The following is a 12,940-nucleotide window of genomic DNA, read 5'->3' on the forward strand; positions in this document are numbered from 1 at the left end:
TCATCTGAAATATTATATCCTTCATCTGAAATAGCCTTATTAGTATAACCGTTTTTTATTTTTCTGTCAACAAGGACGTGCCATTTTTCCGAAACCTTCTAAAAAATAAGCGCATTAATTCGCTGCACTCCTCCTGCAAAATCCCTTCCTCCACAGCCACCTGATGGTTAAATCTCGGCTCGTTTAGAATGTTTAAAATAGAACCTGCACAGCCTGCCTTACTGTTTCTTGTACCAAAAACTACCTTTGGTATTCTTGCCTGCACAATGGCTCCCGAACACATGGGGCACGGCTCAACGGTAACATAAAGCGTGCAGTCCTCCAGCCGCCAATCCCCAACAATATCTGCCGCCTTGTTAATGGCATCCATTTCCGCATGACGCAGGGGATTTTTTGCGGTATTTCGTAAATTATAGCCACGGGCAATGATTTCCCCATCTCTCACCATAACCGCCCCTATGGGCACTTCACCTGCATCAAAGGCTTTTTGGGCTTCCAGCAGTGCCTCTTTCATAAATTTCTCAGAATCTTCCATCCTGCTTCCTTTCCTAATCCTAACGGGTTTGAGAGAGAAATAGGCTGCCTCTTCCGTCTTCCCCGTCTGCTATATTCCAATAGTCATCTATGCCATCGCCATTCCAGTCGCAAGGATAAATTGCCTGTCCATATTGAATATCCTCATTGGAAGAACGCAGTCCACGCTCCGTTAAAATATAACGGATGGTGGTTCCTGTGGCATCACAAATATAAATCTCCTTCACCCCATCGCCATTTAAATCTCCACTGTATAAAGAACCATACAGGCTTTCCACCCCCAAATGGGTGCTCCAAAGCTTTAATAATCCCGTTTCCAAGTGCTGATATACATATAAATCCATGCCATCGGTCATGAGATATTCCATAACCCCATTTCCATCCAAATCCGTAATTTGGCACTGGGTTACTCTGTGGCGCAGAATTTCCCGTCGCGTTCTTTGCCAGCCGTCTTCTCCCATTTCATAGGTCTCCATTGCCTGTCCCGTAAACACAAACAGCTTTCCGTTTTCCGAGGCTAATGCCGCGCAGCCTTCACTCTCCAAAGAAATTTCCGACACAGAGCGTGAGGAGGAATCATAAAAAACCACTTTTTCCGTCAACAAAGCATCCTCTCCAGCGTTCTTCTCCGTCTTTTCTGCCATAAGCACCGCAAGAAACTCCTCATCATCGGTTTCCACATAAGCAGCAGAGATGGCTCCCAATCCACCCTGCGGTGTTATAGTACGCAGTCTGCTGATTGTATTGCCCCAAAGGCGATACAGCTCCACCCTGTCATTTTGTATGGACGCAGCAACGCTGTCGGAGCTTTTTGTCACAAAGCCGTCTGCCGGTAAATTTCCGCTGTATTCTCTATATTGGGTGTTCATACCCGTCCAGTTTTCATAGGCAGTAAAATTTCCATTTGCCAAAAACGGATTTCTCTCTCGCAAGCTATAGGGCTCGTCCTTGTAACCGCCAATATAATATATCCCTACAAGCTGCTTATTTACAAAAATACAATTTAATTCCCCTGCCCCATCCCCGTTGTAATGCAGCAGTTTGGCCATGGCCATGATGCATTGGCTGCCCGAAACAGCCTTCAGCGAATATCCTGCATCCTGGGAAGCAGTAAACAAAAGGGCATTGTCCTGGTTGTCCTCGGGAACCTCGCCGCCGCGGAAGGTTAGGCTGTCTTTATCATAGCTCCAATAAAATTCATCCATCACACCATCAATTTGCTTAAGATAGGCCTCTTGCTCTGCGGCGGATAAGCTTATACTTTGATCCTTTTTATCATTGCTGCAACCTGTCATGCAAAATAAACATAATCCCACCAACAGACAAATCGTTTTTTTCATGATCTCATTCCTCTCAAAGGCTTGTTAAGACTTCGTTTTTATCCTAAGTAAAACGGGGCCCTGCGGAAAACCTTTTATATTTTCCTATGTTTCTTGCCATCCTTATGCATCCATTTGTTCTCTATTATATAATAAGTCCTTACATTTTTCAATTTCATTTTCCAAAAGCCATTCCCACCAGAAGAACAGCGGCAATAACCCCTGCAAAATTAGCAAGTAAAGCGCAGGGAAGGGTATATCGCGTCTTTCTTATACCTACGGATAAAAAATACAGGCTCATGGTGTAAAACACCGTTTCCGTGCAGCTCATCATAACGGAAGAAACCCGTCCCAAAAAGGAATCTGGCCCAAAATTGCGGAAAATATCCAGCAAAAGCCCTGTGGCCGCCGAGGAGGAAACCAATCGTATTAGGCTAAGCGGTGCCAATTCCGCAGGAAACCCCACTCTCTGGGCCAAAGGGCGGATAAAATTTGTCAAAATATCCAAAAGCCCTCCGGAACGAAACACCTCCACAGCAACAATTAAACCAATTAATGTGGGCAGAATTTCAACCACTGTTTTCAGCCCATCTTTTGCCCCCTCCAGAAAAGTTTCATATATTTTTACTTTTTTTAAGCATCCAAAGCATACGATAAATAAAACCGTAACAGGGATAATAAAGTCGGAAATTACCAATAGCAGCCGCATTTTTTCACCCCACCTTATCCATTATTTTTGCCGCAAGCATTCCTACGAGGGTGGTGATGAGTGTAGCCACAATACCCACCCCCACAATTTCCGCCGGTGCTTGAGAACCGAATTCCGTACGATACGCCAAAATATTTACCGTAACCAGCTGTAAGGAGGACATATTTATCGTAAGAAACATGCACATTGCTCCTGTGGCACATTCCTTTTCTTTATTTAGCTTTTGCAGCTCCTTCATTGCCATAAGCCCTGCCGGCGTAGCCGCCCACCCCAAGCCCAAAAAATTTGCGGCAAAATTGGCCGCAATATATTGTCTGGCCTTATGGTTCCTGGGTACCGAGGGGAATAAAAAATCCATGGCCGGCGTTAGTTTTACCGATAGGCTGTCAATCATGCCGCCTTTTTCCGCTATTTTTAATACCCCAGACCACATGGCCACCACGCCACCCATAGTAATTGCCAACTCTACGGCACTTTTGCCGCCGCTTATAACCGCCGCCGTAACCATATCCATGCGCCCCAAGGCCGCCCCGGTTAAAATTCCGCCTATGATAAAAAATCCCCATATCGCATCCAGCAATGCCCTCACCTCCTGTTCTTTTAATTCTGTTCTTTTATTCTATGCTTGTACCCTGTGGGTTCATGTCAGAAGCTTTTCCAAAATTCAAAATTTTCCTTTTAAAAAACGTACCAATAACACAGTGTTATGTATACCAAAAATAAAATTATAATTGATCAGAACCCCCTGTTTCTCAAATATTTTTGATTATCTTAAAAAATTTCAAATTTTTGGATTTTTCCTTATGTTCCCAGTAATTTTTTGTTGTAATTTGTCAAATTTCATGCTAAACTCTTTCTTAAGTTACAGCTTTGTTTGGGACTGCTAATGAAAAAATACAATCCAGAGGTGAAACACATGAAATCTACAGGTATCGTACGTAAAGTTGACGAATTGGGGAGAGTTGTACTGCCTATCGAATTGCGCAGAAATATGGGAATCGAAATTAAGGATTCTTTGGAAATCTTTGTGGAGGAAGATTCCATTGTACTTAAAAAATACGAACCCGCTGATATTTTCTCCGGTAGTATGGAGGAACTTATCGAGTACAAGGGCAAAAAAGTTTCTAAGGCTTCTATCTTAGAATTGGCAAAGCTTGCAGGCTTTGAGATGAAATAATTCGTTAAACAGCCAAAATGCCGCTTTTCTTTAAGGAAAAGCGGCATTTTTATTGACAAAACTGTATTGCATCTCATAAAATAGAGCTATTGTGATTATTTTTTGACAAACGAAAGGTGGATACTATATGAATACAACGTTTCAAGGCAGTAAGGATTATGTTGCAAGTGACGAGTTGATGCGTTCTGTTAATATTGCCATTGCGCTTCAAAAGCCATTGCTCATTAAGGGTGAACCGGGTACTGGTAAAACAATGCTGGCAGAAGCAATTTCCGCCGCATTGGGAAAGAAACTGATAATTTGGAATATTAAATCCACAACAAAGGCACAGGATGGCCTTTATGTTTATGATGTGGTACAGCGTCTTTACGACAGTCAGTTTGGCAATGAAGGTGTAGATGATATCAAAAAATATGTTAAGCTGGGGAAGCTGGGCGAGGCTTTTTCTGGGGACGAGCAGGTGATTTTGCTCATTGATGAAATTGATAAGGCGGATTTGGAATTCCCCAACGACTTGCTTTGGGAATTGGATAAAATGGAGTTCTATATCCCGGAAACAAAGGAAACGGTGAAGGCAAAGCAACGTCCCATTGTAATTATTACCTCAAATGCAGAAAAAGAGCTGCCCGATGCCTTTTTGCGCCGCTGTATTTTCCACTACATTGAATTCCCCAACGAGGAGCAGATGAGGGAAATCATCGCCGTTCATTATCAAGATATTGAGGAGCATTTATTACAACAGGTTATGGACACCTTCTATTGGATCAGGGATTTGTATAATATCCAGAAAAAACCCAGCACCTCAGAGGTAATCGACTGGATTCAAGCCCTTGTGCTTGGCGGAATTGATCCCGAAAAAATCAAAACAAAGGTACCTTTTGCCGGAGTATTGCTCAAAAAGAACGAAGATATTGACACCATGAGAAGATATTTAAAGTAAAAGCAGGTGAGCCTATATGTTTACTTCATTTTTTTATCTGCTTCGCGCCAGAGGGCTTAAGGTTTCCCTAAACGAGTGGATGTCCTTGGTGGAAGCATTGGATAAGGGGCTTCATGCCTCAAGCTTTACAGGCTTTTACTATCTTTGCCGCAGTGTTCTTGTAAAAAGCGAGGCAGACTTTGATAAATTTGACGGTGCTTTCCTTGAGTTCTTTAAGGATATGGAATTTGCCACCGACGAATTGCCTCAGGAGCTTTTGGACTGGTTAGAAAAGCCTAAAGATAAGCCGGGAAAAGAGTTTGATATGGCCCGCGCCATGGAAAACGAGCGCATTTCCCAAGCTGAAATTCAGAAAATGTTTCAAGAACGGCTGGAGGAGCAAAAGGAGGAGCATAACGGCGGCAGCTATTGGGTTGGCACAGGTGGTGTTTCCGTTTTTGGCAACAGCGGCTTTAGCCCCCGAGGGATTCGCGTTGGCGGTCAAGGCGGCCAGCGTCGTGCTTTTCAAGTTGCAGGAGAGCGTAAATTCCGCGACTTCCGTCAAGATAACACCCTGGATACCCGTCAGTTCCAAGTAGCATTTCGTAAGCTGCGTCAGTTTTCCTCTCGTTCCGAGGAAACAAGAACAGAATTTGACATTGACGGAACCATCCGTGAAACCTGTGATAATGCAGGCAGTTTAAAGATCGTTTATGAAAAGCCCAGAAAAAATATGGTTAAGGTTTTACTGCTGATGGATAGCGGCGGTTCCATGGAATATTACAGCCGCCTTTGCAGCGCACTGTTCCAGGCCGTAAGCAAATCAAGCCATTTTAAGGATTTGCAGGTATTTTATTTCCATAACTGCATTTATTCCAAAATCTATACCGAGGCGGATTTGCGGCCCAGTAACATCATTTCTACAGATTGGATTTTAAACAATATCAGCAGTGAATACAAGGTTATTATCGTTGGCGATGCCCAAATGGAGCCCTCCGAGCTTTTAGACCCAAGCTACTATTCCTATGGCGCAAGGGATCAGGTTACGGGCTTAGAATGGCTGCAGCGCTTCAAGGAAAAATACCCTCATATTGTTTGGTTAAATCCCTCCGAGCGTCCAACCTGGGGTGGCTGGTGGGCAAAAACCTACGATATCATTCACAAGGATTTTGATATGTACCGCTTAACGCTGGAGGATTTAAACACTGCGTTAAAAAAGCTTATGGTTTCCAGATAGTTTAAATTGGCTGTATGGGCATTCTTTGCCGGTACAGTCTTTTTTTGGAAGTTGCCCAAAAACTTCTTAAAAACGGACAAAAAACAGTCGGGAAAAAAAATAAGAGTGTCTATCTTTTTTCGATAAACACCCTTACTTGCCCAAAAAGGGCCTTTCCAAATCAACTTTGTCATACGCAAAATTCCCTTTTCTAAAGCTGAAATGAATCCCAGAAAACAGTTTTATCCTCCCCAATGAACTTTCCTAAGGAAAATATAACCTTTCTGTTTTTCAAAAAACACAGCCTCTCCTTTATAAAAAACTAGAGAAATGCTTGCTGCTTAAAAAAATTCTGCCAAAGGCTTTTTTTACAATTTTACCCCAATATTATGCCCTTGGAAAAAAGTAATGATTTATGCCTGCTCAAATGGTTCCCAATACCCATGTTCCCTATGTCATCGGTTTCGTTTTACCAAATTACGCCTCCATATACCCAGATTAGATCAAACCAAAATCGGGAGGGATTTTGGTTTGATTTTATCCCCTCTTTTCCCTTGCTTCTTATAAGCCTGAGCGCAACTATCCCGTAAGACTTTTGACCATTTTCGATTGCTCCAGCAAACACAATAAAATGGAAAATTGTAGAGGGAGGTGTACCATAAGGTACGAATTTTTCCTTTTATTGTATCGCTGCAGCTTTCAAGCACGGAAAAACCTTGCAAAATAAATAACGATCCGGTTTACGAAAAACAAACTGAACTCCCCTAAACAGGCTTTTTACAAAGAAATTTTATGCAAACATCGTTGTTGGAATATCACCACTGAAAAAAAGCGTTTTACTATAGATTAGGCTGCAATTTTTTACATACCACGCTTTTTTAGCAGAGACTTGCAAAATTTTATTATGCTTCCTCGTTAATATAACCAATATTGGTGCGGATTACATCGCAAGAGTGATGGAACGCTGCCATTTCTTCTTCAGTAAGGTTCATTTCATATACTTCCTCAACGCCATTCTTGCCAATGACACAAGGCGTGCTGATGAAGAGGTCATTCTGTCCGTATTCGCCGTTTAACTGTGTGCTGCAAGGCATAACTGCCTTTTCATCGTGGAAAATAACGTTTACAATTCGTGCAAGGGTGGAGGCAATGCCATATTCTGTGCAACCCTTGCCTGCAAAGGTTACCCAGCCCCCTCTAATTGCTTCCGTTAAAACCGCTTCCTTATCTACGTCATATTTTTTATCTTTTTCCATAAGCTCTGGAAGAGGCTTGCCGTTTACCGTTACATGTGACCAAGGAGCCATCTGAGAATCTCCATGCTCGCCCATGGTATAAGCCACTAAGGATTTATGGTCAATGCCCATTTCTCTTGCCAAAACGGCTTTAAAGCGGGAGCTGTCCAAGCCTGTGCCTGTGCCGAATACACGGGATTTATCGAAGCCGGAAAGCTTATGCACCTGTCTTGCAATAATATCACAAGGGTTTGTTATGTTAACAAAAATACCATCAAAGCCTGCATCCACTACCTGCTTTACAAAGCTGTTTACCATGCCGATGGATACATTCAATTCATCCAAACGGTTATTGCTCTTTGTGATTACACCAACGCTGATTACAACCACGTCACAATCCTTTACATCGGCATAGCCGCCGGTGCGAACCTCTACTCTGTGGGGCAGATATGCCACGCTATCTCTTAAATCCTGGCACTCGCTGATTGCTTTTTGCTCATTAATATCCACCAAAACCAATTCATCCACAATGCCCTGTACCGCCAAGCTGTACGCACAATGGGCACCAACATGTCCAACACCAATGATACCAACACTTCTTGTTTTCATTCTAAAGACCTCCTAGTTAGAAATTATATTAGTTTTATTCAAATATAGAATGATTATAATCCAAAACCGGTAAAAAGTATATGGGTATAAACCATGCACAAAATCATATAAATTGTTAAAATAACGGCAAATGCCGCCAAAGTGCGCTTTAAAACCTCGCCCTCCCTGCCAATGACACCAACGGTTGCACAGGCTGCAACAACGTTGTTGGGGCAAATTAGGTTGCCTAAAGACCCGCCGGCATTTTGTCCCGCAAAAACAGTAATGGGGTTCAGCCCCAGCATATTTGTTGCGTTCAAATGCATGGGTGCAAACATAATGTTTGAGCCAACCCCTGTGCCCGTAATAAAGGAGCCTGCCGCACCAATGGCAACCGCCGCCGCAGGATAAAGGGGCCCTGCCGCATCGGCAATGGTTGTGGCAATGATTTGAATCATACCCGTCTGGCTGTTTTGCATAATATAAGAAACCGTCAATAAAGAGCCCATAGTAACCAATACGGGAACCACACGCCTGATCGTCTGGCCCATGGTATCAAAGAAGCCCTCCAGGCTAACGCCCAAAATAACACAGCCAATGCAGGCACAAAGGAAAACAACAACGTCTACCCAAACAATATAGCCAAAGGTTGTAAGGATGGAAAAAGGTACGGTATAGCGCACAATGGGAAGCGCACTTACCAACACCAAATAAGGAGATAGGGCATGGAAGGAGGAAAAACGGCGTTCTCCGGCGTTCTCCCCTTTATTTTCGCCTTTGTATTGAAACTCCTCAGGCGTTTTAATCTTTACAACTTTTAAGAAGATGATGGAACAAATGATGGATAACAGCCCTGTGCCTAAGCTTGTAACTTCCGGCCCCACAAAATTGGAAATTGCAAACATAATACAGCCTGTGCTAATTCCAGAAAACAGCAGATAAGGAATAATGCCTTTAAAGCCTTTTTTGCCAAAAGCAATCATTACAATTAAAAATGGAATTACAAATACGCCAAACATATGAATTCTGCCAACCATGGCGGAATTTAGCGCTGCAGTGCTTACGCCCTGGTCAACCAAATAGGCGCCGCCTGTAATGGTGGTAAGTCCTGCGCCGCCCCAAGAGCAAGGTGTGGCATCCCCAATAAGGGCAACCACAATGGCAACAATGGGATTAAAGCCCAAGCCTACCAAAAATGGTGCCGCAATCGCCGCAGGAGAACCCGCACCTGCCGCACCCTCCAAAAAGATGGGTACCATAAGCCCTACAATAATTAACTGAGCTCTGCGGTCATTTGTAACATTGGCTAATGTATTTTGTACCTGCTTCATAGCCCCCGATCTTTGCATTAAATTTAACAGCAGGAAGGAAGAAAAAACCAACATAACAATCTTAGAGCCTTCCTTAATGCCCTTCCATAAAAGACCATCAATCATTGTAACCGTATCCTTGAATACGACATCCCCAGGAGAGAAATATGTAAACGCCAAAATAATAATATATACAAGTCCTATGGGCGCTACCTTCATCGCCGGCTTTTTGAGAACAACGATTCCTACCAAAATTAATACCAGGGGGCTAAGTGCCATTACAAAATCCATTATAACCATCTCCTCTTTCGCTATTTAAGCTTGTTGTTGTTGTTCCATTTCTAAAACAAAAGGACTTACAGCGATCGCCATAAGTCCTTTCCTCTTTCTGCACAAGAGCCTTTTGCTCTTATTTCTTATATTGCAGAGGTTTTTCTCACATGACAATCAGCACTATTCTTCTCTTTGGTCAAAATAATCACCACAAGGACCAGAAGGATAGTGCTAATAATCAGCACAAGACCATATTGAGTTGTTAAATCTGCAACACAATTCATGGATAAAACCTCGCTTTATTCTTAAAAATGGATTGTGAAAACAATACCATGTAATTTTAAAGGTGTCAACTTTGTCTTTTTTTCACTTTTTTTAAAATTGTATATGTTTTTGTACATAAAATTTTCTCTATTGACAAAAACACCAATCTTTTTTATTAAAATGTATTTATTTACATACAAAATTTCAAAATATTTTAGAATACTGTATTTTGTATGCTGTTTTTCCTGATTTTTTTCTACAAATTATGTACTTAAATAAATACAAATTATGTGAAAAAATGACCCCTGCTACACGATTTTTATGTATAAAATGCGTTCCAAAACCACAGAAAAGCACCCCAAGACAGGTGTCTTGGGGTGCTTCCAAACAAATACCTATGAGGAGTGTATTACCTAGAATCATTTTACAATCTTATCAAGCTTCTGTTTCAAAACGCCGGGAGGCGTTACCCCAACCACAGCGTCAACGGGTTTTCCATCCTTAAAAATCAACATATTGGGAACGCTCATAATTTGATACTTTTCCGCCAAATCCATTGACTCATCAATATCAACCTTAAATACCTTTGCCTTACCTTCATATTCCGCGGAGAGCTGTTCCAAAACAGGCCCCATCATTTTACAAGGGCCACACCATGTAGCCGAAAAATCAACTAACACAGGAACATTACTATCAAGCACTTCTTTTTGAAATTTATCCGATTTAATTTGCAACATTTTTCATTCCTCCTTATTTGATTTTATCCAATCCAATTTGCTTCTATTCTTTTTTTTTGAGTATAACACAGATCTCGGAAGAAATCAATAGATTTTACTAAATAATAATTATTATTATTTGGCTTAATTTTTCCTTTTACTATAGGAATATTTCCAATAGAAACAGGCAATACTGAATAACGAGGATGTTATTCTCCCCCATATAATAACATTCTTTCTACTTCTTCCCCTTAAAAGAGGGTATTCCAAAAGACATAAAATGCCTTGCGGAATACCCTCTTTTCCTATTTATTTTAGTGCTTCCAATATAAAAACATATGCCTTCTCCACAGATGGCATATGGCATTTTGCCAAAGCAATGTTTTTCTGGCGGAGTGCCTGCGTAAGGGGATACAACACCTCATAAAACCACTCCATTGATAAATTTGCCGCTACGCCCCCAATAATGTATGTGTTGCGTAAAAAGCCGCCTGCTTTTCTTCCACCGCCTATGCCGCTCTAAGTATTTGCATATTCGAATCCCAAGGAAATCGAAATAAAAATTTCTCATATAAAACTTCCTTATTCAAAAACTGTTTTACACCTTTATACAGGTTTACAGCAACAAATTGCAGTTTTATTTTTTTTTGCTTCCTCCATCTCTACACCCACCTTGCCTTGGATAAACCAATCCCTCTATCTCTTCGGAAAATCTACGGAATTCTTGAATTAATATGGGGTTAAAGGTTCCGCATTCCCCATTGGAAATCATTTCAATTGCCTTTTCGTGGGTATAGGGCGGTTTATAAACCCTTTCACTGGTTAACGCATCATACACATCCGCCAGGGCAACAATTTGAGCCCATAATGAAATTTCATCTCCCTTTAAGCCATCGGGATAGCCCTTGCCGTCCCATCGTTCGTGATGATGCCTGCAAATATCGTAGGCATAACGATACACAGAATTGTGATGGATGGTAGGAATCTGATCCAAAAGGTCGCAGCCGCGCACAGTATGGGTCTTCATAATTTCAAATTCCTCCGTCGTCAATTTCCCCGGCTTATTCAAAATATAATCGGGAATTGCAATTTTCCCCACGTCATGCATGATGGCAGCTGTTGCAATTTTTTCGATTTCCTGTTCACGCAGTCCTTTGCCAAAGCTTGTTTTTTTCAAAAGAAACAGTGTTAAATCCTGAATTCTTTTTACATGCTCTCCGCTTTCACAATCACGAAACTCAATGGCAGTGGCCAATGCACTAATCATGGCATTGTTTAACTCTTGAATTTCCCTTGCCTTTTCCACCAGCTTCTTTTCCTGGAGTGAAACCTGATTGTTTAACTGATTGCGCATCATACACAGCTCAATAATGCTCTCCATGCGCTTCTTCACAATATGGGCAACAATGGGCCGTTCAATCACATCCATAACCCCTAATTCAAAGCCACGCAATGTCACTTCTTCTGAACATTCCGCCGTAATTAAAAAAATAGGGACTTTTTTTATGAAATCCCTTTCCTGCAAAGCCTCCAAAACACCAAACCCATCCATTACCGGCATAACAATATCCAACAATACCGCAGCCAGGTTTTCGCCATGGTCATCAATAATCGCCAAGGCCTCCAAGCCGTTTTGGGCCTCCAAGACTGTATAATCCTCTTGAAAAATTTCACGAAGGATGACACGGTTTACCTCAACATCATCAACGACCAGCAGTTCTTTATTTTTATTTAGCGCCATGTTCCTTCCTCCTGTAGCAAATTTTGTTTTTCAAAAACGCTCCAAAATTTGTTGACAATCTCATTTGTACAAATACAAGGAATAATGTATCTTGAAGCCTTTAAAAAAATCCCGCTTCAAGGATATTTAAAACTGTTCAATATCCATAATCTCTGGATGATACCCCTGTTTTAACGCCTTTTGGCAAATTGAATAAAACATGTCTGTATAATCGCTTAAGTAAAAGGTTCTTTCCCCCGTTTTTTCCTCAAGGTTTGTTATCCCTTTTTCCTGCAAAAAAAGCTTCACCTGCTTAGCCGTTGCCTTTGCAGGATCAACCAGCTTTACATTTTCCCCCACCACCGTTCCAATGCATCGCTTCAGCAGTGGATAATGTGTACATCCTAAAACCAAGGAATCAATCCCCTTTGCCAACAGCCCCTCCAGATAGTTTTCCGCCGTCAGCCGAGCCACTTCATTTTCTGTCCAGCCCTCCTCGGCCAAGGGCACAAAAAGAGGGCATGCCTTGGAAAACACCTCCATTGTAGCCTCCTGCCTGAGGATCATTTTCTCATAAGCCCTAGACCGCACCGTCCCCGCTGTACCAATCACACCAATTTTTTTGTTTTGTGTGGTACGGAGGGCTTCCGCCACGCCTGCATCCACCACACCAAAAATAGGCACATCAAAAGCTTTATGCAGCTCCTCCAAACTGTTGGAGCTGGCTGTATTACAGGCAACAATAATTGCTTTTACTTCCTTGGTCAGTAAAAAACGTACATTTTGCTTGGAAAATTTTGTGACCGCCTCTTTTGACTTACTGCCATAGGGCAAGCGTGCCGTATCGCCAAAATAAACGATATTTTCATGAGGCATGACCTTCATGACCTGTTTTACAACCGTCAAGCCACCCACTCCTGAATCAAATATACCAATCGGTCTTTTATCCATAAGGTTCCT

At 41.9% G+C, this 12,940-nt stretch carries 12 protein-coding genes; 3 read left to right on the plus strand and 9 right to left on the minus strand.

Features of this window, described 5'->3' with window-relative positions; all coding sequences use genetic code 11:
• Window positions 1-55: 55 nt before the first annotated feature.
• The 4 genes from tadA to CLNEO_RS00920 all read right to left on the minus strand — a co-directional run bounded on the left by tadA (window position 56) and on the right by CLNEO_RS00920 (window position 3,151).
• The gene (gene tadA / locus CLNEO_RS00905; RefSeq protein ID WP_066083545.1) at window positions 56-535 is read right to left on the minus strand and encodes a tRNA adenosine(34) deaminase TadA; all 480 of its coding nucleotides are present in this window, start codon (window positions 533-535) and stop codon (window positions 56-58) included.
• Between the two features lie 19 nt (window positions 536-554).
• Complete coding sequence (locus CLNEO_RS00910; RefSeq protein ID WP_066083547.1) at window positions 555-1,874, minus strand: FG-GAP repeat domain-containing protein; 1,320 nt, start codon at window positions 1,872-1,874, stop codon at window positions 555-557.
• Between the two features lie 154 nt (window positions 1,875-2,028).
• On the minus strand, window positions 2,029-2,562 hold the full coding sequence (locus CLNEO_RS00915; protein WP_066083548.1) for a spore maturation protein: 534 nt from the start codon (window positions 2,560-2,562) through the stop codon (window positions 2,029-2,031).
• A 4-nt stretch (window positions 2,563-2,566) separates the two neighbouring features.
• The gene (locus tag CLNEO_RS00920) at window positions 2,567-3,151 is read right to left on the minus strand and encodes a nucleoside recognition domain-containing protein (protein WP_334292142.1); all 585 of its coding nucleotides are present in this window, start codon (window positions 3,149-3,151) and stop codon (window positions 2,567-2,569) included.
• 327 nt (window positions 3,152-3,478) lie between these two features.
• On the opposite strand from CLNEO_RS00920, the gene CLNEO_RS00925 reads away from it, so the two are divergent.
• The 3 genes from CLNEO_RS00925 (at window position 3,479) to CLNEO_RS00935 (ending at window position 5,895) form a co-directional block, all read left to right on the plus strand.
• Complete coding sequence (locus CLNEO_RS00925) at window positions 3,479-3,739, plus strand: AbrB/MazE/SpoVT family DNA-binding domain-containing protein (protein ID WP_066083551.1); 261 nt, start codon at window positions 3,479-3,481, stop codon at window positions 3,737-3,739.
• 127 nt (window positions 3,740-3,866) lie between these two features.
• A complete protein-coding gene (locus tag CLNEO_RS00930) occupies window positions 3,867-4,679 on the plus strand; it encodes an AAA family ATPase (protein WP_066083553.1) in 813 nt (270 codons plus the stop codon).
• Window positions 4,680-4,695: 16 nt separating this feature from the next.
• Window positions 4,696-5,895 (plus strand): vWA domain-containing protein, encoded by a 1,200-nt coding sequence (locus tag CLNEO_RS00935; RefSeq protein WP_066083555.1) that lies wholly within the window; start codon window positions 4,696-4,698, stop codon window positions 5,893-5,895.
• A gap of 881 nt (window positions 5,896-6,776) precedes the next feature.
• On the opposite strand, the gene CLNEO_RS00940 is transcribed toward CLNEO_RS00935, so the two are convergent.
• The 5 genes from CLNEO_RS00940 to murI form a co-directional block, all read right to left on the minus strand.
• Window positions 6,777-7,718 (minus strand): L-lactate dehydrogenase, encoded by a 942-nt coding sequence (locus tag CLNEO_RS00940; RefSeq protein ID WP_066083557.1) that lies wholly within the window; start codon window positions 7,716-7,718, stop codon window positions 6,777-6,779.
• Window positions 7,719-7,771: 53 nt separating this feature from the next.
• Entirely contained in the window at window positions 7,772-9,298 is a 1,527-nt protein-coding gene (locus CLNEO_RS00945) for an L-lactate permease (protein ID WP_066083558.1), read from the minus strand.
• 665 nt (window positions 9,299-9,963) lie between these two features.
• The gene (gene trxA, locus CLNEO_RS00950) at window positions 9,964-10,281 is read right to left on the minus strand and encodes a thioredoxin (protein ID WP_066083559.1); all 318 of its coding nucleotides are present in this window, start codon (window positions 10,279-10,281) and stop codon (window positions 9,964-9,966) included.
• A 616-nt stretch (window positions 10,282-10,897) separates the two neighbouring features.
• Window positions 10,898-12,001, minus strand: coding sequence for an HD-GYP domain-containing protein (locus CLNEO_RS00955; RefSeq protein WP_066083561.1), 1,104 nt, complete (start codon window positions 11,999-12,001; stop codon window positions 10,898-10,900).
• Between the two features lie 126 nt (window positions 12,002-12,127).
• Window positions 12,128-12,931, minus strand: coding sequence for a glutamate racemase (gene murI / locus CLNEO_RS00960; protein ID WP_066083562.1), 804 nt, complete (start codon window positions 12,929-12,931; stop codon window positions 12,128-12,130).
• Window positions 12,932-12,940: the final 9 nt, after the last annotated feature.

The organism is Anaerotignum neopropionicum (assembly GCF_001571775.1).
GTDB lineage: Bacteria > Bacillota > Clostridia > Lachnospirales > Anaerotignaceae > Chakrabartyella > Chakrabartyella neopropionicum.